Annotated in this window: 20 protein-coding genes, 1 tRNA gene and 3 pseudogenes; 11 read left to right on the forward strand and 13 right to left on the reverse strand. The window is 40.0% G+C overall.

Features of this window, described 5'->3' with window-relative positions; genetic code table 11:
• Positions 1 to 46 precede the first annotated feature (46 nt).
• Positions 47 to 358: a hypothetical protein gene (locus tag ACFJIZ_RS05400; protein WP_379091374.1), complete on the reverse strand. Its 312-nt coding sequence runs from the start codon at positions 356 to 358 to the stop codon at positions 47 to 49.
• A 339-nt stretch (positions 359 to 697) separates the two neighbouring features.
• On the opposite strand from ACFJIZ_RS05400, the gene ACFJIZ_RS05405 reads away from it, so the two are divergent.
• Positions 698 to 937, forward strand: a complete 240-nt coding sequence (locus tag ACFJIZ_RS05405; RefSeq protein WP_379091376.1) for a hypothetical protein — start codon at positions 698 to 700, stop codon at positions 935 to 937.
• 32 nt (positions 938 to 969) lie between these two features.
• On the opposite strand, the gene ACFJIZ_RS05410 is transcribed toward ACFJIZ_RS05405, so the two are convergent.
• From ACFJIZ_RS05410 to ACFJIZ_RS05445, 8 genes are all read right to left on the reverse strand, one after another.
• Positions 970 to 1,524, reverse strand: a complete 555-nt coding sequence (locus tag ACFJIZ_RS05410; RefSeq protein ID WP_379091378.1) for a LytR/AlgR family response regulator transcription factor — start codon at positions 1,522 to 1,524, stop codon at positions 970 to 972.
• The gene (locus ACFJIZ_RS05415; RefSeq protein WP_379091380.1) at positions 1,518 to 1,694 is read right to left on the reverse strand and encodes a hypothetical protein; all 177 of its coding nucleotides are present in this window, start codon (positions 1,692 to 1,694) and stop codon (positions 1,518 to 1,520) included. Before ACFJIZ_RS05415 ends, ACFJIZ_RS05410 begins: the two co-directional genes overlap by 7 nt.
• On the reverse strand, positions 1,691 to 2,734 hold the full coding sequence (locus ACFJIZ_RS05420) for a sensor histidine kinase (RefSeq protein WP_379091382.1): 1,044 nt from the start codon (positions 2,732 to 2,734) through the stop codon (positions 1,691 to 1,693). The genes ACFJIZ_RS05415 and ACFJIZ_RS05420 overlap by 4 nt, the downstream gene beginning before the upstream one ends.
• Positions 2,735 to 3,446: 712 nt before the next feature.
• Positions 3,447 to 4,451, reverse strand: a complete 1,005-nt coding sequence (locus ACFJIZ_RS05425; protein ID WP_379091384.1) for a sensor histidine kinase — start codon at positions 4,449 to 4,451, stop codon at positions 3,447 to 3,449.
• On the reverse strand, positions 4,390 to 5,316 hold the full coding sequence (locus ACFJIZ_RS05430; RefSeq protein WP_379091386.1) for a hypothetical protein: 927 nt from the start codon (positions 5,314 to 5,316) through the stop codon (positions 4,390 to 4,392). Before ACFJIZ_RS05430 ends, ACFJIZ_RS05425 begins: the two co-directional genes overlap by 62 nt.
• 781 nt (positions 5,317 to 6,097) lie before the next feature.
• On the reverse strand, positions 6,098 to 6,607 hold the full coding sequence (locus ACFJIZ_RS05435; protein WP_379091388.1) for an AAA family ATPase: 510 nt from the start codon (positions 6,605 to 6,607) through the stop codon (positions 6,098 to 6,100).
• A 63-nt stretch (positions 6,608 to 6,670) separates the two neighbouring features.
• A tRNA-Lys gene (locus ACFJIZ_RS05440) sits at positions 6,671 to 6,743 on the reverse strand.
• Positions 6,744 to 6,993: 250 nt separating this feature from the next.
• Positions 6,994 to 7,509 carry a DUF2306 domain-containing protein gene (locus tag ACFJIZ_RS05445; RefSeq protein WP_379091390.1) on the reverse strand — a complete coding sequence of 172 codons (516 nt, stop codon included), beginning with the start codon at positions 7,507 to 7,509 and terminating at the stop codon, positions 6,994 to 6,996.
• Positions 7,510 to 7,841: 332 nt separating this feature from the next.
• Between ACFJIZ_RS05445 and ACFJIZ_RS05450 the strand changes: the two genes are divergently transcribed.
• Entirely contained in the window at positions 7,842 to 8,168 is a 327-nt protein-coding gene (locus ACFJIZ_RS05450; protein WP_379091392.1) for a hypothetical protein, read from the forward strand.
• Between the two features lie 61 nt (positions 8,169 to 8,229).
• Positions 8,230 to 10,416: a TonB-dependent receptor domain-containing protein gene (locus tag ACFJIZ_RS05455; protein ID WP_379091394.1), complete on the forward strand. Its 2,187-nt coding sequence runs from the start codon at positions 8,230 to 8,232 to the stop codon at positions 10,414 to 10,416.
• Positions 10,417 to 10,464: 48 nt separating this feature from the next.
• On the opposite strand, the gene ACFJIZ_RS05460 is transcribed toward ACFJIZ_RS05455, so the two are convergent.
• The 4 genes and pseudogenes from ACFJIZ_RS05460 to ACFJIZ_RS05475 form a co-directional block, all read right to left on the reverse strand.
• Entirely contained in the window at positions 10,465 to 10,911 is a 447-nt protein-coding gene (locus tag ACFJIZ_RS05460; protein ID WP_379091396.1) for a DUF1569 domain-containing protein, read from the reverse strand.
• A 134-nt stretch (positions 10,912 to 11,045) separates the two neighbouring features.
• Entirely contained in the window at positions 11,046 to 11,483 is a 438-nt protein-coding gene (locus ACFJIZ_RS05465; RefSeq protein WP_379091398.1) for a heavy-metal-associated domain-containing protein, read from the reverse strand.
• 53 nt (positions 11,484 to 11,536) lie between these two features.
• Positions 11,537 to 13,953, reverse strand: a pseudogene (locus tag ACFJIZ_RS05470) (heavy metal translocating P-type ATPase).
• A gap of 304 nt (positions 13,954 to 14,257) precedes the next feature.
• Complete coding sequence (locus tag ACFJIZ_RS05475) at positions 14,258 to 14,821, reverse strand: helix-turn-helix domain-containing protein (protein ID WP_379091400.1); 564 nt, start codon at positions 14,819 to 14,821, stop codon at positions 14,258 to 14,260.
• A gap of 230 nt (positions 14,822 to 15,051) precedes the next feature.
• Here ACFJIZ_RS05475 and ACFJIZ_RS05480 point away from each other — a divergent pair, with 230 nt between their 5' ends.
• The 8 genes and pseudogenes from ACFJIZ_RS05480 (at position 15,052) to ACFJIZ_RS05515 (ending at position 22,865) form a co-directional block, all read left to right on the forward strand.
• Positions 15,052 to 15,450 (forward strand): hypothetical protein, encoded by a 399-nt coding sequence (locus ACFJIZ_RS05480; RefSeq protein WP_379091402.1) that lies wholly within the window; start codon positions 15,052 to 15,054, stop codon positions 15,448 to 15,450.
• A 99-nt stretch (positions 15,451 to 15,549) separates the two neighbouring features.
• Complete coding sequence (locus tag ACFJIZ_RS05485; RefSeq protein WP_379091404.1) at positions 15,550 to 15,912, forward strand: heavy-metal-associated domain-containing protein; 363 nt, start codon at positions 15,550 to 15,552, stop codon at positions 15,910 to 15,912.
• Between the two features lie 51 nt (positions 15,913 to 15,963).
• Positions 15,964 to 17,262 carry an efflux RND transporter permease subunit gene (locus ACFJIZ_RS05490; protein WP_379091407.1) on the forward strand — a complete coding sequence of 433 codons (1,299 nt, stop codon included), beginning with the start codon at positions 15,964 to 15,966 and terminating at the stop codon, positions 17,260 to 17,262.
• Positions 17,259 to 19,197, forward strand: a pseudogene (locus ACFJIZ_RS05495) (efflux RND transporter permease subunit). Before ACFJIZ_RS05490 ends, ACFJIZ_RS05495 begins: the two are co-directional and overlap by 4 nt.
• Positions 19,198 to 19,210: 13 nt before the next feature.
• Positions 19,211 to 19,777 (forward strand): TolC family protein, encoded by a 567-nt coding sequence (locus ACFJIZ_RS05500; protein WP_379091409.1) that lies wholly within the window; start codon positions 19,211 to 19,213, stop codon positions 19,775 to 19,777.
• The gene (locus tag ACFJIZ_RS05505; RefSeq protein ID WP_379091411.1) at positions 19,662 to 20,435 is read left to right on the forward strand and encodes a TolC family protein; all 774 of its coding nucleotides are present in this window, start codon (positions 19,662 to 19,664) and stop codon (positions 20,433 to 20,435) included. The genes ACFJIZ_RS05500 and ACFJIZ_RS05505 overlap by 116 nt, the downstream gene beginning before the upstream one ends.
• A gap of 123 nt (positions 20,436 to 20,558) precedes the next feature.
• Positions 20,559 to 21,635 (forward strand): efflux RND transporter periplasmic adaptor subunit, encoded by a 1,077-nt coding sequence (locus ACFJIZ_RS05510; RefSeq protein WP_379091413.1) that lies wholly within the window; start codon positions 20,559 to 20,561, stop codon positions 21,633 to 21,635.
• Between the two features lie 139 nt (positions 21,636 to 21,774).
• Positions 21,775 to 22,865: pseudogene (locus ACFJIZ_RS05515) on the forward strand (efflux RND transporter periplasmic adaptor subunit).
• Positions 22,866 to 22,876: the final 11 nt, after the last annotated feature.

Here is a 22,876-nt window from a genome sequence, read left to right on the forward strand (position 1 = left end):
GCCGGTGTATTAATAATGTTTTCATGCTTTTTTGCGAGGAAAGATTTTACTGATCAAGAAATGAAGCACTAATGCCATAACAGTCCAGTAGAAGGCAAACGAAAGAAGTAAAACAGGGGGTACTGGATCCTGGATCCTTAGCTAAAAAGGATAAAGGTGTGATCAGCACAAATTTGATAGGATAAATGATTGTAGCTAAGGTGTTTTGCCAGGCGATTGGTGATCCATCTCCAGGAAACCAATCGCCATTTGCAGGAAAGAGCTTAACCTCAGGCCCCAAAACGGAATTGGTAATGAATTGAAAGACAAAGGCCGAAATGAGAAAGGTAATGATGAATTTTGTTCTTGAAATCTTCATATTGTTAAGCTTTTTATAGTTGATTAAAAGTACTTTGCAAATCAAAGTTAATTTACTTGTTCTACATTTCAAAGTATTTAAAGAAAAATTCGAATTGCGCCTTAAGCGAGTAGGGTACGGTTCTGTTGATTTATGCTAGTTTGATCAGGATAGGTTTCAAGTTGCGTACATCTTGTAGGAGATTGTGATTGTAAAACAGGGCTACACACATTACGATCTTTTCTAGCTTAAAATGAACAAAACTCGGCTTGGTATAAAAACCAAGCCACTTTGTATAATTGCTAAAACAGATAGAAATTCGATCTCTATATTAGTTATATATATCAAAATAAGAGTTATATGAAAGAATATATAGTTTTATTCAGTATCTGCGCTGAGCTGGTCCTTAGACGAAAGGATATCATCAACTTTATCCATATCTCGCTACCAGATGTACGTGTTAGGTCTATTGATCTTAGCGACAGACAATTTACAATGAGGGTAACGGCACTGCAATATAAAAAAGGGCTTATAGAGCATACATTGGCTCAAAAAGGACTTCATGTAAGGTTATTAAGCATCAATGAAAATATTTTGTAAAAAAGCAATGTTGAAACATCAGTGGTTTTGTTTCATCCCTCTGGGTTGAGTGAATCCCCTGCGTAAATTTTGAAAAAGTCTTTTTTGTACACTTCACCCAATGGGATTTCACTTTCGCCGAGATAAATGTTGTGATGATCAAATGAATCGATAAAATTTACATTGATAACATAGGATTTACTAACTCTTAAAAAAATGTCTTGTGGCATTTTCTGGTGAATGGTTTTCAAGTTCATTGCTGTAATCAGTTTTTGGCTACAGGTATAGATGATCACATAGTCTTTCAAGCCTTCAATATATTTAATATCAGCAAAATTGATCTTGAAAAACCTACGTTCCGATTTTATGATCAAAAACTCTGCGGTATTCGACTCTATCGTACTCTTATCCGTTTCATCCGAAAGCAGTTTCATATACGTTTCTGCTTTATGGATCGCTTTTTGGAGACGGGATTTTTCAATAGGTTTCAATAGGTAATCAATGGCATCGAGTTCATAGCTTTCCAGTGCATATTTGGGATAGGCAGTAGTGAAGATGACAAGTGTATGCTGAGGTAGTTGAGCGGCAAATTCAAGTCCTGTTAACATGGGCATTTCAATATCCAGAAAGATAGACTTACACCATTCGTTTCTAAAAACTTGAGCGCTGAAGGAGCATTAGAAAACATACCGAGTATTTCAATAGCTGATACATCATTGATCAGTGCCTGCATTTCCTGCCTGGCCAAAGGTTCGTCGTCTACAATAATACAGTTCATACCGGAATGGTTAATTTGATTTCATATTTGGTTTTTGTCGAATTGATTTCAAGTATATGGTGATCACCATACAAAAGTTCAAGTCGTCTTTTTATATTCTCCAAGCCTAGTCCACTACTTTTTTTACTGGCAGAAGGTAGATAATTCGGATCTTTTGAGTTGTCGCAACTGAAATAAAGCTGATTGTCCTTTACATTAAAGTTAACATGGACAAACGATTCTTCACCGCTTATATTCACACTGTGTTTTACAGCATTTTCTACAAAAGTTGTAAACAGATTAGGTGGTAGAAATACGTTTTTAATGATACTAGAATCCGTATCGCAACTAATTGCTACGGATAGATTATCCCTTCTTGTGGTTTCGAGCTCCAAAAAATTGGAAAGGAAATTAATTTCAGACTTTAAGGGTGTATGTTTATCATTGTTCTCGTAAAGCTGGTAAGAAAGAAATTCTGAAAGTTTCACAATCACAATTGCAGCTTTATCCGGATCACTTCTTACCAGAGATTTGATGCCGTTCAGCATATTGAACAAAAAGTGGGGATTTATCTGATTTTTAAGGGCATTTAATTCCAAGTTGAAATTGATGTTATTGAGCTCCATTATACGTTGATTGTCTTTCATCCATCGTTGAAACAACTTGATCATGGTGGTGACCAGGATCATCGAAATACAAATGATGATAGCATCATAATAGCCTGAGCGAACATGACCCGGTGGCGGATAAAGAGTTCTTTTATTGGAAAAAAAGATATCATCGATTTTTGACAGGACACTTAATGAAAGTATGACCAACAAGATCAGGAGAGAAAAGTAGATGACATAGCGTCCTTTAAAGAAAAATATAGGAACCAGCACATTGATATTGACATACAGCATCAAAACCAAAGGAACATACAAGAACAGAGCTCTTGAATATCTCAATGTCTCATGGTATTCGGTCAATTCTTTAGAATAGAACACTATAACCCATATAGACAGCAACAGCACAATATGGCGTAACCACTTGTATCTATCTTCTGTTATGAATCTGATCACCTTTATATCCTGTACCTCAAGTGTATTCCAGCCCATAGCCTTAATCGAGTTATTTAATAAAGATAATACCTATGGAGACTATATGGTTAAAAATTATACAAACCGTATGCTCTTTTATACTAAACCGTATTTAAAAGCAAGCTGGTATTACCTCAATAGCGGGGGCGACATATACGGCCGATCATTCAGCTATCAGTCGGTTAGTTGTCTTCCTTGCCTCCGATGAGTTGTACAATGCAACAGGTGAGGAGTTTGTGGTGGATGGCGTTATTGCAAGATTATCTTCGTCTTGATGTACATTTGTTTTTAGCGCCAAAGAATTTCAAGTTCTGGCTGGATACCCTACTACACAAAGCTCCCTTTATTGGTTGTGATACCAACCAAAGGATAAATATTTGCAGCGGTTTATAATGGTTACTGTGGGTCATGTATAAATTTAACTAATACCCCACAATTATATATATATATATATATCAAGTTTGTACAAATCGTTATTCAATTTGCGGTTGTTATAATGACCATAGCACATCATTGCCGCCCTTGCATGGATTCTGCTAAGGTATGGCCTGCAATAGGCTGTACAGGCTAATGTTCATTGCAAATGATACCTTTCTCATTCAATAAAAAGAGGTGAGGGTCGAAAACGTGCTAGGCTTGTTGGCGACAAGATAAAGGGTCTTTCAAGCCAAGGCCAAGCTACTTAGCAATGAAATCAGGTTATTGGCAGTTCTACATAAAAAACAGTTCCATTTCCGATTTTGCTTTCAAACCAAAGTTTCCCGCCATGCGCCTCCACAATCTGCTTAGAGATTGCCAGTCCTAACCCAAAAGATTGTTCACCGGTGGTTCCTGTTCTCTTGGCATCGGTAAACATATCAAATATCTTGGGCGCTATTTCCTCCGGTATACCAATACCGTTGTCTGCTACATCAATGCGTATATGATCTGCTTCTTTTTGCAAACTTACGTGAATAGATGTCCCTTTAGGACTGAACTTAATTGCATTTGCGATCAAGTTGCTAACAACACGCCATAACTTCTCTTGATTGGCAAGTATACTGATCTCAGCATCTGCCTGTAAATTGATCTGCTGCTCTTTTAACTCTGCTTTATGGTGCAAAAGACCAACACAGTACTGCAGCATTTCACTTAAGTTAACAGGTTCTTTTTTCAGGTCATCCGTTTTGGTATGGACCAGCAAAAGGTCATTCACCAGGTCGAGAGAGACTTTTCCAGAGGTGATGATCATTTCCAAACATTCCTTATCCTCAGCTGTACGGCCATTTTCATCTAGCATATACGATGCAATGGAAAACATGCCACCTATCGGATTGCGCAGGTCGTGTGCAACAATCTGCATCATACGTGTATTGTCTGCCTGGCTTTGTTCTAACGCATTCAATGTCTGCTGCATATTCGAATTTTGTTCACGGATTTTTTTGTTCAGGCCCAGCAAGCGTTTTCGGTTATGCCATAGCTTGAATAAAGCCAAAACAACAACAATCAGGGAAATGCCAAAAACGATAAGATAATCTGTTTTCTGTGTGTTTTTCCGGTTTAATACCTTATTGTCCTCTTGTACTGCATTATACCTTACATAATCACTGATGAATTTTTTTGATTTTTCCCAATCTGCCGACATGGCCTTTTCTAATTCAAGATGGACATTGATCGATCTGGTCTTTATCGCCAAGTTGGTTTGCAACTTCCAGAGCATTATTTAAGATATAGAGTTCTAGGAACTTGTCACCACCTTTCTGTGCAACTTTATGGGCTTGATAAAAGTAATCAAGTGCTATTTTGGGTTTGTCGTCGTAATATCCAGTCATCAGGAAAAGTGCATTGATTTCCAAGTTTGAACTTCCGATACGTCTTGAATCTGATATCAATTGCTTTATAAGCGGCAAAGCTTCCTGTTTCTTTTTAGCTAAGATCAATAAACGTGCTTGCCACAGCCTGACGTAAATCAACATGCGTTCGTCTTTATGGCGATTTGCTATTTCCCAAGATTTGCTGAGGTAGTAGTTGATACTGTCTGTAGTTATATTGGGGTTACGGTTACAATAGCTGATATATACCTCCGACATGATACTGTCGGTTTTGAGGTCTTTCCCTGTTTGGATGGCCTTTTGCAGCAGCGATTTGATCTCTTTCCCATCAGAGATACCTTTGTTCAGCACTTCGATCCTATCTAGGTATATCCGGATAATTTGTTCAGCATTATTGGATTTTTGGTAATATGGCAATGTCTTAGCAAGTAAATCCAGCGATTCTGCATATAATCCTCTTTTAAAAAGGGCATAGGAGAGTACTTGATCTGCATCTTTCTGTCCTTGCAGGTAATGCAAACGGCTTGCGATGCGTTTTGCACTTAATCCATAATAAAAGCAGCTGTCTGCATTTCTGCTACGGTAAAGGGTTCCCAATCTATTTAGGCTATTAACAATGCCAATACTGTCTTTGGTAAGAGACAATCGATGTAATTCTTGACCGATCTGTGGGATCTGACCTTGTGCAAAGTGGTTGAAAAGGCAAAATAAAAAGATCAAGCGCAAACGTGGTACAAGTTTGGTATAAGTCATAGTCAAGATGGATAAAAACTAGTTAAAAGATGAAAAAATTAAATCTTTACATCTTAGCAGTAATGAGCATCGTAATATATGATTTCTTAAATCACCTATAAATATAACATTTGCAATTGTCTTTATATTCGTTATAGTTAATTGATTTAATTTAAATGATAATTTATTAAATAAGAAATTTAGGTTTTGATCATCTAAAGCCTTTGTAGCGTAAATTTTTGGCTCGACTTTGTTAAAAAGAAGATGTGATTTTATGGACATAGTTCGAATCCCAAAAGGCTTAAAACAAAAAACCTCCAAGCTTGAGGCTTGAAGGTTGTCTTGTGAAAGCGGTTGGACTGAGTTCGAACCAATTTGTAGAACCGGACCCTTAGGGTGAACTTGAGAAAGAATGGAATTGAGATAGCAGAAAATGTGTTTAGAAGATTTCATCTTCGCAAATCACAAAGACGCATAACAGTCAAATCAAAAATTGACAGCGTTTTATCGTTAGTATTATTTCAGACTACAGAAGCTCATTTCAATTTTTTTGTCCAGCCACATCAATATATCTATATAAGCTTCCCTATCCAAAAAATTGCAATGTTTTATTTTTTAAAGGAAAAATTCAGAAATCGTCAAGAACCTTATGAAGAGGCTCTGTTTTACATTAATGCGGTATCCCAATCGTGAGAAGACGATTGGAAGTACTGAGGCTATCAAAATAAAACCCGCTATAGGAGCGGGTTTTTAACGTATTAGTGAATCAGGATTGGATTATCTCCGATGATCCTTTGTGGCATCATGAAATTTTAGTGAGTACCTGGTCTATGCGCTTTGATAAAGGCCCCTTGACTTCAATGGTCTCCATACCAAAATCCCAGATCCAATTGCGGAGCAGATCATCCACCTTACTTCTAAGTCTTAGAAGATTTGTCTGAGAACTAGGTATCAGATCAGGTTCTTCTATTGGCACAAATACGAGCAAGTCGATACCGGCCATTATTGATTGAGCTGTTTCAAATGGTGATTGAATATTTCTGCCTGGATCGATAACATGAAGATAGGCCAAGATATCAATGACAGACCTGTCGAATAGCACATTACTTTCGTTTTTGGCGAGTAGTTTGGTCGAATAATTAAACTGTTCTATAAAATCTTCAGCAGTAGGCATCTCTGAAAACTCATAGCCCAATGTTTCCAATTGATAATAGGGTTCTATTTCCAATGTATAACCGGGAAGGCGCTCCAGAAGTCCTTCCGCCAAGGTCGTTTTACCGACACAGTGCGCACCAATTATCGCAATTCTCATATTTTAGTTCGGATTTATGGCACAAAGCAAAACAGGCTCGCGTTGCGAACCTGTTTTGCTTTGTGATCCCGCTGGGATTCGAACCCAGGACCACTACATTAAAAGTGTAATGCTCTACCAGCTGAGCTACGGAATCATTTCCTTTTGATTAAGGAGGGGCAAATATAGAAATTAAAATTAGTTTGCCCAATTATTTCTTAAAAAAATTAGAAACATTGGGTTTAAAGCTTGTAAATGAGCCAATTTATTCTGTAGACTGCAATTGACGCATCACAGGTTCGTTTGCATGGTTTGTACTGGTTATGGTCCGTTTAATAACCAGCTTGGCCACCACTAGGTTGGGTACCCAGCAAAACCAGGCCACTATAATATAAACAATGGTGAAATTACCAAATACAGGCACCAATAAAGATAGCCAGTATCCTTGAGGTTACCGCAGCGAAACAAGCGGAGTAGCTATAGGCCATTAATTTTTGGTACACATCAACCCGGCTTTTTTTAATACTGATAAAAGCCATTAACGTTGTAATGAGCCAGACCAGCCCTAAACAGATAAAACCTAAAGCGGCCAACAAACCCCCAGTTGCTGAAAATGCAATATAGATACCGGCAACAGCACTTGATAAAACAGAAAGTACATATACTTTGCCAATCTGCTTGTGCAGGCCTTTGTTCTTGTTTCTGAAGTTTGTACCAAATTGCGCCCAACCGATCAACAAGGCAAGACCACCTAAAAAGATGTGCATGTAAAAAGCACTGTTCCAAAATGGATCGGCCAGAAGCTGGGTAGATTTAAATCCTGATAGCCCAAACTCCTTGTCAAGAATGAAATAGATAATGGGATACAGACCTATCGCAATGGCCAAAGCAACCAACAAGATCCACAAGGTTTTTTTCTTCAATATCATAGCCAAAAAACAAAATACGCAACACTGTACCGCATCAATTTTGATCTTTCTTTCTATTGAAGATAGGTCTGATGATGCACATTAATAAATGTTAAGCTCTTGCGATTGTAATTTGGTTATTGCTCAACAAGTTCAATAAAAGGTAAATAACTAGCCCTTATTGACTGTTAAACAAGGTAATTATTTTTTATCAGATTGCAATTGCTCGGCTGTTGTTTTAGATGTTCAACTTATTCATTTTAGAAGGATGATGCTATTGTTGACCAACGTCAATTCACTTCAAACCCAAATTAGTTAGAGTAGAAAGATTTACTTATTTTTATCGAGTGAAATCTATTGCGCTACTTTTATCGATCATCGTGTTGGTACTTACTACAGTACCCTGTTGTGCTTTAGAAGAACGTGATACGCATGCCCATCAAAAAGAACAAAAGCAAGAACAACATCAATGTTCAGAGCAACAAAAAGATGAATGCTGTAAAGATTGCTCTCCTTTTTATGTTTGTGGTACCTGTATTGGCTTTACTCCAACTGCACAACCTTTATTTGTTTTTACCGTTTCTGTTAAACCTGTTCAACATCATACTTTCTATTTACCTATTGAACTTTCGCCAATTTATACCCTCATTTGGCAACCACCTAAATTAAGTTGAGTTATTCCAATAGTCTATAACGACTACGTTTATCGATATTACTTAATTTATAAAATACATCATGAAAAAATTGATTGTGCTTTTGGTGGTACTCCTTTTTGCCGTTACCACTTATGGCCAAAATACTTATAGAGCGATCATCAAAGACGCAAAAACCAACCAGAAACTTTCTGGTACCACAGTTAAAATTCAAGGAACAGCAATACAGACAGTTGCAGATAGCACAGGTATGGTTACTTTAACCAATATTCCTGCTGGTAAACAACTTATCCATTTCAGTTTTATTGGTTATCAATCGAAAACGGATACCTTAAATTTCCCGTTGCCGCAAACCGCAGTATTGGTGGTATTGTTGGAACCTGCTGGAGAAGCTGATGAAGAACTGGAAGAGATTGTAGTTTCTGCCACACGTAGCAGTAGGACCATCGACAACATCCCAACACGCATAGAAGTGATTGCTGGTGAAGAACTGGACGAAAAGGGGAACATGAAACCTGGTGACATCCGCATGCTGCTGGCAGAAAGTACAGGAATACAGACCCAACAGACTTCTGCAACCAGTGGGAACTCGAGCATCAGGATCCAAGGGCTAGATGGAAAATATACGCAGCTCATCCGTGATGGATTTCCGCTATATTCGGGCTTCTCTGGTGGTTTAGGCTTACTTCAGATTGCCCCATTGGATTTACAACAGGTAGAGGTCATCAAAGGTTCTTCTTCTACCTTATATGGCGGAGGGGCCATTGCAGGTCTGGTTAACCTGGTTTCGAAGAAACCGACCGAAGAACGCCAATTGAACCTATTGTTAAACGGAACTTCGGCACTTGGGCTTGACGCCAGTGCCTTCTATGCACAAAAATTCGACAAAGTTGGACTGACCGTGTATACTGCCTATAATAAGGGTACTGCTTACGACCCTTCAAATACTGGTTTAACCGCAATCCCAAAGTTTAACCGTTTTACCTTAAACCCTAAATTATTTCTTTACCTGAATGAAGCTACTACACTTTCGGCCGGATTAAATACCACCGTAGAGAAACGTATGGGTGGCGACATTGATTATGTAAAAGGGAATGGAAACGCAAACCACTCTTATTTTGAGGAAAATAAAACAGGTCGTTACAGTACGCAGTTTGAATTGAGTCATCAGCTAAATGACAAAGAAAAATTGGTGTTGCGAAATTCTGTAAGTTACTACGATAGAAGCATATCCTTACCAAGTTATCGGTTTTCTGGTATACAACTTTCTACATACAGTGAAGCCAATTATACCAAAAATGGAGAAAAGGCAGATTGGGTGCTTGGCATAAACTTCCTTACAGACCGTTTTAAGGAAGATCAGCAGAATGGTTTTGCACCAAGAAGCTACAACTATACTACTGTTGGTGCATTTTTACAAAACACCTGGAATGCAACAACACAACTTACCATAGAATCGGGTATCCGTGGCGATTATCACAATGATTATGGAGCATTCTTTTTACCACGCATCTCTGCATTGCTGAAGATCAACGAACACCTGTCTACACGTTTAGGTGGTGGATTGGGATATAAGGCACCTAGCATCTTTACTGAAGATGCAGAGCGGATCCAGTTTAGAAATGTTTTGCCGCTTGATGTTGAAAATACAAAGGCAGAGCGTTCTTATGGGGCCAATTACGACATCAATTACCGTACTTCGCTTTTTGATGATAAAGTTGGTTTCAGTATCAACCAGATGTTCTTTTATACCCGTATCAATAATCCGATTTTATTGGTGCCTACAACCGTAGGAAACAACCTAAACTATGTACAGCCAAAAAGCAACATTGATACCAAAGGGATAGAGACAAATGTTAAGGTTACCTATGCCGATTTTAAGTTGTTTATAGGTTATACACTTGCGGATGTAAAACAACAATACAACAGCAACAGCCTAGTTTATCCATTGGTATCTAAACATCGATTGAACAATGTGTTGATGTATGAAGTAGAAGACAAGTGGAAGATAGGAGCAGAAGCCTATTATTTCAGCAAGCAGAAACTGAATGATGGCACCAATGGTAAAAGCTATTGGACAGCGGGTCTGATGGCCGAAAAGCTCTGGGAACGCTTTTCTATTTTTGTCAACTTTGAGAACTTGACCGATACACGACAGACCAAATTCGATTCGATATATACGGGAAGCATCACCAGCCCAGTTTTTAGGGACATTTATGCACCAGTAGATGGCTTTGTGATCAATGGCGGACTAAAGCTAAAACTTTAACTTTATATTTAACAAGAGGCTGGACAGGTTCTGGCCTTTTGTTTACGATCAACTATTGAACTGACGAAGGTGATGGTCTGTATGTTTATACACCAAGATTCCGATCTGTTCTTTGGTCAATCTTCCGAAAAAAGGATGCACGACATCTGGATCTGTTAAATGTGCATATTCTTCTAACAAGGCTATCCATTTGTTTTTCTCTATCAGTAGATTACCCTTATCTTCTTTGATCTTAAGTTGAGTAAGCGTAGGCACATTCATTTTGATCAGGTTATCGTTTTCAGTAAAATCTTTCAATGCCATTCTGCCAAACAATAGCCCTATCAATGCCCTTTTGTATTTGGTCCTGCCCAACATCATGTTTTCGTAGGTGCTGCAATGTTTCAGCATTTGGTACACATTCATCTTACCCCATTGGGCAGTACTGTTTTCGTTGAGGGTATTGATCCTATCGATCAATGCTGCTCTGGTAGCCTGGTCAAATATTGTGCTCATATCCATCAATTTTCTTCATCAAATGTAAGGGCTATACTTGAGAAGCATGGGGTGCAATACCGACATTTTAGCGTGTTGTTTCGGACAATAAAAAAGGAGCTGTTATCGCTCCTTTCTTTAATAGTTCAGTTGTTTTAAACTTCTTCGATCTTAAATCCTGTTTGTTGAATGGCTTCGATCACATCTTCTGCAGAAATGTCCTTACTCTGAACGGAAAGGATCTTGTCTTTATTGGTGGTGTCAACGTCCCATGCTGTAATACCTGGATTTGCATTTAACACAGGTGTTACTTTGGCCACACAGCCTCCACAGTTGATGTTGGTTTTAAACCTCAGTAGTTTTTCGTCAGCAGAATCAGTTATTGCCGTTTCTATACCCGCCACCTGATAGCCTGCATCTTCAATAAAATCGATCACTTGTTGTTGTAGGCTGCTGTTTTCGATCTCTACCAATGCTGTAGCGGGTTTGACCTCTTTGAGGTTAACGCCTTCTATTTTTGAAATGGCATTGCTTACACGTGTTTGGCAATGCGTACTTGTCATATCTGGAATGGAGATTTTTATGGTTTTCATTTTTAAATTGTTTATTTATTGTTTCGATTAATTGTTTTGATAGCTCGTGGAAACTATTTTTTCCACTTTAACAAAAGACTATTGCTCACTACACTTACGCTACTTAAGGCCATAGCTGCTCCGGCAATCATTGGGTTCAATAAAAAGCCGTTGATGGGGTATAAAACTCCTGCAGCCAATGGAATACCGATAATGTTATAGATAAATGCCCAGAACAGATTCTGGCGAATGGTGGCCACTGTGTTTTTAGAGAGCCTGATGGCTTCTGGAATCTTGGTTAAGATCCGAAGAAATGATGGTCATCTTCGCTACATCCATGGCAATATCACTTCCCTTGCCCATCGCTATACTTACATCGGCCTGTGCCAATGCGGTACTGTCGTTGATCCCATCGCCAACCATGGCTACGATTTTTCCCTTTTGTTGTAACTGTTTGATGAAGGTTGCTTTTTGATCTGGCATTACTTCGGCCTGATAAGCCGTAATACCCGTTTGTTGGGCAATAGATTTGGCGGTAGCTTCATTGTCTCCCGTAAGCATGTAAACTTCTATCCCTGCACTGGTTAATTGTTGGATGGCTTCTTTAGAAGTAGCTTTGATGCGATCGGCAATGGCCAATACAGCCAAAGCATTTTCATTATTGGCAAACCAGATCGACGGTTTTGGCTTCATCGCTCCATTGTTTTGATCTGGCCAACAGTTCTGCATCAACTTTAACCTTGTTCTCTAGCAATAGCTTATGGTTACCTACATAATAGGTTTTTCCATTAACAGCTGCCTTTGCACCTCTACCAGTTAAGCTTTCGAAATGGTCAACCGTTTTTAAGGTCAGGTTTTCAAATTGTTTCACTACTGCTTCGGCCAAAGGATGTTCTGATAACTTTTCGATGCTCCCCAAAATCTCTTTGGTAGACTCGTCATGGCCTAACCAAAACGCGTCTGTTACCACAGGTCTACCTTCGGTAATGGTTCCTGTTTTATCTAAAACTACGGCATCTACCTTTTTAGCCAATTCTAAACTGATGGCATCCTTGATCAAAATACCATGTTCTGCAGCTTTACCAATCCCAACCATAATTGCGGTAGGGGTAGCCAGACCTAAGGCACAGGGGCAGGCAATAACCAATACGGTAGCTAAGGCGATCAAACCTTGCGAAAATCCATTCTGTCCACCAAAGAACATCCATACGACAAAAGCGATAAGTGCGATCACAATCACAATTGGAACAAATATGCCTGCAATTTTGTCGACCAGCTTCTGTACTGGTGCCTTACTGCCTTGTGCTTCTTGTACCATTCTGATGATCTGTGCCAAGAGCGTTTCTGTACCTACTTTTTCTGCACTGAACTGGAAGCTTCCTTTTTGGTTAATGGTGCCCGCAAAAACTTTTTCACCTTCCTTTTTCAATACAGGCACAGGTTCTCCACTTAACATGCTTTCGTCTACGTACGAGTTACCTTTGACCACTAAACCGTCTACAGCTATCTTTTCGCCAGGTTTTACCAAAATGATGTCACCTTTACTTACCGCTTCAATCTCGATGGTCACTTGCTGGTCGTTGTCTTTAATAAGGGTGACGGTTTTGGGTTGTAGGCCCATTAGTTTCTTAATGGCCGAAGAAGTGTTTCCCTTGGCTTTTTCTTCCAATAACTTACCCAATAAGATAAACGAGATGATCACTGCTGCTGCTTCAAAATAAACATGGCCATGTAATCCTCTTTCCATCCAGAACGAAGGAAACAAGGTATTGAATACGCTAAACAAATAGGCAATACCTGAGCCTAAAGCTACCAAGGTATCCATATTGGCCGAACCATGCTTGGTCTGTTTCCAAGCATTGATAAAAAAGTCTTTGCCAAACCACAGTACTACTGGTGTAGAAAGTACCCACATGATTTCGTTGGCATAAGGCATATCCATAAAAAACATACCGATCACCACCACTGGGATAGAGATTAAACTGGCCCATAGTGTTTTTCTCTTCAACTGACCAAACTTTTGCGCATGGATCTCTTCTAGGGTTTCAGCTTCTTTGTCTTCATTTCCAATCAATAAATCATAACCTATGCTTTGTACAGCTTTTTGGATGTCTTCTATGTGGATCAGGTTAGGCAAATACTCAACAGCTACAGTGGCAGTTGCAAAATTTACCGATGCGTTTACTACCCCTGGCTGCGCTTTGATGATACTTTCTGTCCTGATTGCACAAGAAGCGCAGGTCATGTCTAAAACTGGAATGTTTTTTTTGATGCTGTTTACACCATAACCCAGATCGCGGATGGCATTAACGGCATCGGCAACCACAGCATTGTCTGTTGTGGTAATTACCGCTCTGTTGTTGTTGAGTTCTACAACATGAGAATTGATACCTTTTACTTTGTCTAAACCCTTATCTACGATCAAAGCGCAATGTTCGCTTTCTACGCCCTCTAAAGGAATATATATTGGTGATTTTTGATCTGTTGCCATATCTTTTTATAGTTATCTGATTACCATACAAAGTTCGGCACTTGATGTTGGTATCATTTACACTATTCCCAGATTGATTTATAGATTTTACGTTTAGCGAGGCAAAAGGTTGAGGCTGTAAGGCTGAGGGTTTAGGGTGTAAGGTATTAATACTAGTCTCAGTCTCCATGGTTCGTGTCGACATGAACCATGGGCGAGGCGCTTACTAATGAACCATTGACTAATGAACCAATGACTAATGAACCAATGACTAATGAACCATTGAACAATTAAAAACAAACGCAGTTTAAGATTTTGACACCTACTATACCTGATCTAAAGATTTTCTTTTGTCTTCGTTGTTGTTTTTGAACTGGCTAGGGGTTTGGCCAGTTATTTTTTTAAACTGATTGCTCAAATGGCCAATACTTGAGTAGTTAAGCTGGTAGGCGATTTCGCTAAGCGATAATTCTCCGTAGGCGATGAGTTCTTTTACCCTTTCAATTTTCTGGGCAATGAAATACTTTTCAATGGTAATGTGTTCAATTTCCGAAAATAGGTTCGAGATATAATTGTAATCGTGGTTAAGCTTTTCGCTTAAATAATCAGATAGGTTTACTTTTAAGTTTACATCTTGGTGGTGGACCAAATCGATGATGTGTTTTTTAATGTTCTCGGTCAGTCTGGTTTTTTTATCGTCGATCAGTTCGAAACCTAGTTCGTTCAATCTAATCGCAAGTTCGTTTTTGTTGGCTGCCGTCATTTCCGTTTCGAGGGTCACTTCACCTAATTCAACAGCAATTGGATGGATGGCTAACTTTTCCAGTTCATTACCAACTACCAACTTACAACGGTCGCAGACCATATTTTTGATATAGATTTTTGCCATAACGAATTTCAGAATGATGGTACAAAGGTATTAGATTTAATTTGATGATCAATCAATTTGTATTGATCCATTACTTTCCATTAAGAAATTTGGCTGATTTGGCTTCCATATGTAAAGTAATTCTATTGCACTTATTTTGATGGTAAACAATGTCTTTTTGAAAATCATGTAAAAAAAACAGGAAATTATATAACAGCTAGCTTCTTGATATTTTCTAGCATTGTAAAATAATGAAAAGAGCACTACTTACCTTACTTGCAATTTTTTACCTGAGCGTTTCGAGCGGGGCAACTGTGCATTTTCATTATTGCATGGGACAACTGGTAAAGTTAAGCCTAACCCAACCTCAAAAAGACAACTGCGAATTGTGTGGCATGTCTAAAAAGGAAGTAAAAAAGCATGCCTGCTGTAAAGACGATTACAAACAGCCTAAGGTAGATACCAGCAAAAAAACAGCTCAAACAATCTATCAGTTTAATCCACCAGTGGTATTGATAGACCATCAGTTTGCCTACTTTAACAATCAATTTGCTTTAACAGTTCAGCAAGATCAAGTGGTATATGCCAATGCACCTCCCGAAAAAGCGTGCATCCCTATTTTTATCCGTAACTGTACCTACAGAATATAGGACCCCTTTCTATTTTACCTAGCACATTCGTGTACCAGGTATAGCCTTGCTATACTCAATTTTATATTATCCAATTATTTTTTTCAAAACAATTTTATCATGAAATCATTACGATTCTCTTTGGTAGCCTTATTGGCTTTCCTTGGCAGTGCTGCATTTGCACAGTCTAAAACCGACAGTATCAAAGTTGCTGGCAACTGCGGCATGTGCAAAAAACGCATTGAAGCTGCTGTAAAAGTAGAAGGTGTAACCAGTGCAGAATGGAGCGCCAAGACCAAGATGCTTACCCTAAACTATGATGCCAGTAAGATCAAATTAGATGATGTACAACGCAAAATCGCCGATGTAGGTCACGACACTCCAAAATTTAAGGCAACAGAAGCGGTGTATACCAAACTTCCAGGTTGCTGCAAATACGATAGAGAAGGTCAACCTGCAAAAACACCAGCAGCTCATCACTAACATTAACATCGGGTGCCCGATGGATCGGGTACCCATTTGAAAAAAAATAAAATGGTACATAAAATTATAGAATGGTCAATGCGCAACCGATTTATCGTGTTGCTGCTCTCTGCCGGACTGTTTGTATGGGGCATATTCGCTGTGCAAAAGAACCCGATAGATGCAATTCCCGACCTTTCAGAAAATCAGGTGATCGTATTTACCGAATGGATGGGCAGATCGCCACAATTGATAGAAGATCAAGTAACCTATCCCTTGGTCACTAACTTACAAGGTATTCCTAAGATCAAATACGTAAGAGGTTCGTCTATGTTTGGGATGAGTTTTATCTACGTGATCTTTGAAGACGATGTAGATGTGTATTGGGCAAGGGAACGTGTAATGGAACGAATCAGTACGATTTCTAAGACCTTACCCGATGGGGTAGCTCCACAATTGGGTCCTGATGGTACAGGAGTTGGACATGTATTGTGGTACACTTTAGATGCACCAGACATGGACCTTGGCGAACAACGTGCCATACAAGATTGGTACGTCAAATTTGCTTTGCAGAATATTCCGGGTGTAAGCGAGATTGCTTCTTTTGGGGGCTTCCAGAAACAATACCAGATCAATATAGACCCAAATAAACTGCTCTATTATAAACTAAGTGTTCCACAGGTAATTAGCGCGGTGAGGAGCAATAACAACGAATCTGGCGGACGAAAGTTCGAAATGAGCAACATGGGCTACATCATCAAAACATCAGGCTACCTTAAGTCCATAGCCGAAATTGCCAATATCCCCGTTAAAAACCAAAATGGCATTCCTATTAAAGTCTCGGATCTGGCCACGGTACAGATGACAGGAGAAACCCGATTGGGCATTTTTGACCAAGATGGAAAGGGCGAACGTGCCGGGGGTATTGTAGTGATGCGTTATGGCGAAAATGCGGCAGAGGTCATCGACAAGGTAAAGGCCAAGATGAAGGAAGTGTCTAAAGGCCTACCCAAAGGGGTTAAATTCGATATTGTATACGACAGGGGAGAATTGATCAAAGAATCGATAGACTCCATCAAACATACCTTGATTGAAGAGATGATCGTGGTATCGCTCATCGTATTGGTGTTCTTGTTCCATTGGCGCAGTGCATTAAGTATCATCATCCAGATTCCAATTACCATTGCGGCAAGTTTCATCCTGCTCAATGCATTTGATATTTCATCAAACATCATGTCGCTAACAGGTATTGCATTGGCCATTGGGGTAATTGTAGACAATGGGATCATCATGAGCGAAAACGCTTATAAACACCTCGCAGAGCGCTACGAACTGTGGGAAAAGGACCAAAATAAAACAACAACATCATGAGAACATGGTTAAAAAATAAATTTCGCAGAACACCAGATTGGATCAGCGAGGAAGACCGCTTAGAAGTAATCACCAAATCGAGCAAACAGGTTTCAAGAGGGGTATTTTTTGCCACGGTCATCATCATCACTTCATTTTTGCCTGTATTTATGCTTACCGGTCAAGAAGGGAAATTGTTTCACCCCCTGGCTTATACCAAAACCTTTATCATGATTGTAGATGCCTTGTTGGTGATCACATTGGCACCTGTATTGATTTCATTTTTTATGAAAGGAAAATTTAGGCCAGATCACGCAAATCCTGTAAACAGGATATTGGAAAAGGTATACGAACCGATCATTAGAACGGTATTGAAATGGAGAAAAACCACTATTGCCATTAACATTATTGCCTTGTTGATTGACCATTCCTTTGCTCAAAAACTTGGGTACAGAATTCATCCCACCATTGGACGAGCAAAGTATTCTGTTTATGCCAGTTACCTTGCCTGATGTATCAAATGCCGAAGCCAAACGGATCTTACAAGTGCAGGACAAGATCGATTAAATCCGTACCAGAGGTTGATAAGGTTTTAGGAAAAGCCGGTAGGGCCAGTACGGCTACAGATAATTCGCCCATCAGCATGATAGAAACCATCATCACGTTGAAACCAAAGAGCGAATGGCGTAAAGGGATCACCAAAAAGGATATCGTTACCGAGTTGGATGCCAAACTGCAGATCCCGGTGTGGTAAACGGATGGACACAACCGATCATCAACCGCATCAATATGTTGGCAACAGGTATCCGTACCGATGTGGGAATCAAAGTATTTGGACAAAACCTCGATACCATTGCTTCAGTTTCTGAAAAAGTGAAGGCTGCTTTAGAAGGTACCGCTGGGGTAAGCGACCTGTTTGTAGAACCTATAACAGGTGGAAAATACCTTTCTATTGACATCAAAAGAGAAGAACTGGCCCGTTACGGACTCAATGTAGACGATGTAAACCAAGTGGTAGAAAGTGCTTTGGGTGGGGCCACCATTGGCAATACCATCGAAGGTAGGCAACGTTTTTCGATCAGTGTACGTTTGGCGCAAGAATACAGAAATAGTGTTGAGCGTATCCAACGCATTCCGATCCAGTCTAGCACTTTCGGTGAGGTTCCATTGTCGGCTGTAGCTGATGTTAAATTTGAAGATGGTCCACCGATGATCAGTTCTGACAATGCCATTTTACGTGGCGCGGTGATGTTCAATGTACGTGATAGAGATTTGGGTAGTACCGTACAAGAAGCGATGGAGAAACTGAACAAAGAGAAAGGCATTCTTCCTGAAGGCTATTTCTTAGAATGGAGTGGGCAGTACGAGAACCTGATCAGAGGTAAACAGACCTTGATGTGGATTGCTCCAGTGGTATTGCTCATCATCTTCTTCTCACTGTATTTCGCATTTCGCTCTATTCGGGAGGCCTTTTTAAGTCTCATCACCGTGCCTTTCGCTTTAATCGGCGGGGCTTACATGATCTACTTCTGGGGTGTAAACCTATCGGTAGGTGTTGCTGTAGGTTTTATCGCACTATTCGGTATCGCGGTAGAAACGGGAATTGTGATGGTGATCTACCTCAACGATGCCATGCAACAGTTGATCAAGCTGAAAGGAAACTCGAGCGAGACCATTAGCAAAGAAGACTTGAGAATTTATGTGATCAATGGAGCGGCAAAAAGATTGCGGCCAAAACTGATGACCGTTTGTGTGTCATTGTTCGGTCTAGTGCCCGTATTGTGGGCTACAGGTGTAGGTGTAGATGTGATGCAACCAATTGTGTTGCCGATGATCGGTGGGGTATTGACTTCATCTACACACATCTTACTGGTTACGCCATTGATCTTTTTAATGTCCAAAGAATACGAATTGAGGAAATATGGAAAATTGGAGGTGCACGATGTACATCATTAAAAGAATAATTGCTATGCTGTTGCTGTTACCTGCTTATGGAGTGGCACAGCAAGGTCCAGTACTTTCGCTGGATACGGTCTTGAAAAGGATAGACCAAAACAACCTTTTGCTACAATCTTATGGCTTAAAAGCCGAAAGCTACAAACATAGTGCAAAAGCGGCTACCGCATGGATGGCACCAATGGTTGGTGTGGGTACGTTTATGACTCCTTACCCTGGCCAAGAGCTGATGGACGATAGAGACAAAGGTTCTTTGATGTTTCAATTGGAACAAGATATTCCTAATCCGGTTAAACTAAAGGCCAACAAACGCTACATCGAATCGAAGGCCAAGGTAGAAAACGAAACTAGAGGTATCACTTTAAACGAATATAAGGCACAGGCCAAAAGATTGTATTTCGGGTGGTTGATCGCGGCGCAAAAGATCACGGTACTGCAACAGAACGAGAAGATCGATGCAGACCATGAAAAAGATCGAAGAGATGAGGTACCCCTACAATCAATCCAAACTGGGAAGTGTTTACAAAACAACAGCCAAACTGGAAGAAAACAGCAACATGATCCGCATGCAAGAAGGTGACATTGCCAAAGCAAGGGCATGGTTGAACAGTTTAATGAACATACAAGGGAATGCCATGTTTGCCATCGACACCAATTACAAACCTGTTTTTGTACCTGCGGCCAAGATAGATACGGCTAGTTTGGCCATGGCCAGAAACGATATCAAAAAGATGGAATACAACATCCAGTCTATGCAACTGAATATCGAAGCCATGAAAAAGCAGAGCAGACCAGATTTCAGGTTAAGATTCGACCACATGTTGCCATTAACCAAAATGATGCCCAAAGCCTTTAGTGTAATGGGAATGGTCAGCATTCCAATTGCGCCATGGTCTTCAACGATGTATAAATCTGAGGCCAAAGGGATGGCCTATGAAATAGCCGCCATGAACAAGGAAAAAGCGGCCATGTTGCAAGAAACACAAGGCATGTTGTATGGGATGCAGTTCGAGATCCAATCGATGCAAAAAAGGATCGAAGCGATGGAGAACAAGATCATTCCAAGTCTACAAAAAACGTTGGACGTCAATTTCTTGAGCTATCGCGAAAACAAGATGGAATTGCCACAGGTAATCGATGCTTGGGAAGCATTGACCATGATGCAGACCAATATTTTAGATGAGAAACTGAAACTTTATTTAATGATCGCCGATTATGAGAAAGAATTATATCGTTAGGCCCATGGTCTATGTCCTTGCAGTAATCCTGTTGGCGGTCAGCTCCTGCAATAGTGCAAAAAAAGATAAACAGGCTACCCACGAAGTCCTGGTGCGTTGACCATAGATAGTAACTTGTCTCATTTGTTACAGCCATCAAATGAGCAAGTTGTATCTACTTTACCATTGATCAAAGCCGACTATGGCAGTAGGATATTTACGGAAGAGGTACAGGGAATCATCAATTACGATACCCGTAACCAAAATAGTGTGGCCAGCAGGGTAAGTGGTAGGATAGAACGCTTGTTGATCAAATACAATTACCAACCCGTTAGCAAAGGACAATTGATCATGCAGATCTATTCTCCAGACCTGGCTGCTGCACAACAAGAGCTATTGTTCCTTAAACGCTCAGAAACAGACCATACCTTGATAGAAAAGGCTAAACAACGTTTGATGTTGTTAGGGATGAATGCCTCAGGAATTAATCAATTGTTAAAGACAGGCAAGGTAAATTATCTAATTCCGATATACAGCAATGCTGATGGTTATATTCTGGAAAAAACAGCAGCTGTAGCCTCAGTTTCGGCACCTACAGCTACAACAAGCGCCAGTGGCGATGGAATGGGTGGGATGGATGCTGGAAGTTCTAGCGCAGCCCCAGCTACAAACCCTACAACGCCGGTAAATTCGCCAGTGTTATTACGGGAGGGTCAGTATGTCAATGCAGGTCAATCGCTATTTACCATATACAATGGCAACAAGCTGATTGCAGAATTTGCTTTTAAACCTGCATTGGCAGCCTTGGTTAAAAAGGGAGACAAATTTGCATTTTACAAAACTGCTGATAAAAGCACCATCCAAACTGCTGCCATTGGCCTGATCCAACCAGTTTTTAAAGATGGAGAGAACTTTACCATTGCCAGAACCTACCTCAACAAACCCGAATTTAGGGTGGGTGAACTGTTAACTGCTAGGATTCCGGTACTGTTAACTGCGGCTTGGTGGCTTCCAGAAACGGCAGTACTATCTATGGGCAACAAAACCATCATTTTTAAAAAAGAGGGTAATGTTTTAGTACCCCAAACCATAGATGCAGGGCCAACCATTGCCGGTATGGTACAGGTTAAAACAGACATCAGCAATTGGGAAGTGAGTAAAAACGCAGCGTATTTGGTAGATAGCGAAAGTTTTATCAAAACACGTTTAACAAAAAATTAAAGAAATGGAACGGAAATCATTTATCAAAAAATTTGCATTAATGGCCGTGCTTCCATCGGTATTTATTGCGGCCTGCAGCGAGAATAAGCAGCCAACTTCAGCTGCAGCTAATAAAAAGCTACAGACTTTTACCTGTCCGATGCATCCTCAGGTAATCAAAAACGAAATGGGCACCTGCCCGATATGCGGAATGGACTTGGTGCCATTTGAAAAGAACAGTAATGATAAAGCACTGAAAATAGATGAGAAACGCCAAGCCTTAGCCAATATCAGTACAATGATGATCGGTCAAAATAGCCTTTCTGGATTTAAACAATTGAATGGCCGATTGACAGTTAACCCAGAACAGAGCAGTTACATCTCGAGTCGCATTGCCGGTAGGATAGAACAGTTATATGTAAGGGAAACAGGCGTAAAATTGAGCAAAGGTCAACCGCTGTATAAATTGTACTCCGAACAGTTGGCTACGCTTCAACAAGAATACCTGATGGCCATAGCACAAGAAAGGCAGTTTCAGGGTGATCAGGTAGAGCGTCAACTGGTGGCTTCGGCCAAGCAGAAACTCTTATTGTACGGGCAATCAGAACATCAGGTACAACAATTGGTAAAAACACAGCAGAAAGATCTTTTGTAACGTTCTATGCACCTACAAGTGGTGTAGTTGCCGAATTGGCCATTACCCAAGGCCAATATGTTACAGAGGGTAGTCCGATTTTACGTTTAGAAGGTTATGCTCAATTATGGGTAGAAGCTGATGTATATCCAAATGAAGCCAAACAGATCAAGCAAGGCCAAAAAGTAAAAGTGATAGTGGCAGGTTGGGAAGATCAACCACAAGAAATGACCATTGATTTTATTACGCCTGCACTACAAGCTGGCACACAACTTACACAGATCAGAGGCAGCATTCCTAATCCACAAAACCAATGGCAACCTGGCTTACAGACCAATGTTTTGCTTCCATCAGGAAATCAAAGCAAAGCATTGACCTTACCTGTTGATGCAGTGATCAGGGATGGAAAGGGAATGCACGTATGGGTGAAGCGTGGAAAAGACAGTTTTGAACCTAGATTGGTTAAAACAGGTACTGAAAATGACAATCAGGTAGAAATAGCCGAAGGGCTGCAAAATGGTGATCAGGTGGTGGTTACCGGGGCTTATCTTTTATACAGTGAATACATCCTTAAAAAGGGTAAAAACCCAGCTGAAGGACTTAAAATCAAATCTTAAATATCAATTAT

Origin of the sequence: Pedobacter sp. UC225_65 (assembly GCF_042698365.1) — a bacterium.
Taxonomy (GTDB): Bacteria; Bacteroidota; Bacteroidia; order Sphingobacteriales; family Sphingobacteriaceae; genus Pedobacter.

Excerpts from the sequence above, each read along its gene's own strand:
- ACFJIZ_RS05400 (WP_379091374.1), bottom strand. The coding sequence starts at position 358 with ATGAAGATTTCAAGAACAAAATTCATCATTACCTTTCTCATTTCGGCC.
- ACFJIZ_RS05405 (WP_379091376.1), top strand. The coding sequence starts at position 698 with ATGAAAGAATATATAGTTTTATTCAGTATCTGCGCTGAGCTGGTCCTT.
- ACFJIZ_RS05410 (WP_379091378.1), bottom strand. The coding sequence starts at position 1,524 with ATGTTAACAGGACTTGAATTTGCCGCTCAACTACCTCAGCATACACTT.
- ACFJIZ_RS05415 (WP_379091380.1), bottom strand. The coding sequence starts at position 1,694 with ATGAACTGTATTATTGTAGACGACGAACCTTTGGCCAGGCAGGAAATG.
- ACFJIZ_RS05425 (WP_379091384.1), bottom strand. The coding sequence starts at position 4,451 with ATGCTCTGGAAGTTGCAAACCAACTTGGCGATAAAGACCAGATCGATC.
- ACFJIZ_RS05430 (WP_379091386.1), bottom strand. The coding sequence starts at position 5,316 with ATGACTTATACCAAACTTGTACCACGTTTGCGCTTGATCTTTTTATTT.
- ACFJIZ_RS05435 (WP_379091388.1), bottom strand. The coding sequence starts at position 6,607 with ATGAGAATTGCGATAATTGGTGCGCACTGTGTCGGTAAAACGACCTTG.
- ACFJIZ_RS05455 (WP_379091394.1), top strand. The coding sequence starts at position 8,230 with ATGAAAAAATTGATTGTGCTTTTGGTGGTACTCCTTTTTGCCGTTACC.
- ACFJIZ_RS05460 (WP_379091396.1), bottom strand. The coding sequence starts at position 10,911 with ATGAGCACAATATTTGACCAGGCTACCAGAGCAGCATTGATCGATAGG.
- ACFJIZ_RS05465 (WP_379091398.1), bottom strand. The coding sequence starts at position 11,483 with ATGAAAACCATAAAAATCTCCATTCCAGATATGACAAGTACGCATTGC.
- ACFJIZ_RS05475 (WP_379091400.1), bottom strand. The coding sequence starts at position 14,821 with ATGGCAAAAATCTATATCAAAAATATGGTCTGCGACCGTTGTAAGTTG.
- ACFJIZ_RS05480 (WP_379091402.1), top strand. The coding sequence starts at position 15,052 with ATGAAAAGAGCACTACTTACCTTACTTGCAATTTTTTACCTGAGCGTT.
- ACFJIZ_RS05485 (WP_379091404.1), top strand. The coding sequence starts at position 15,550 with ATGAAATCATTACGATTCTCTTTGGTAGCCTTATTGGCTTTCCTTGGC.
- ACFJIZ_RS05490 (WP_379091407.1), top strand. The coding sequence starts at position 15,964 with ATGGTACATAAAATTATAGAATGGTCAATGCGCAACCGATTTATCGTG.
- ACFJIZ_RS05500 (WP_379091409.1), top strand. The coding sequence starts at position 19,211 with ATGCTGTTGCTGTTACCTGCTTATGGAGTGGCACAGCAAGGTCCAGTA.
- ACFJIZ_RS05505 (WP_379091411.1), top strand. The coding sequence starts at position 19,662 with ATGAAAAAGATCGAAGAGATGAGGTACCCCTACAATCAATCCAAACTG.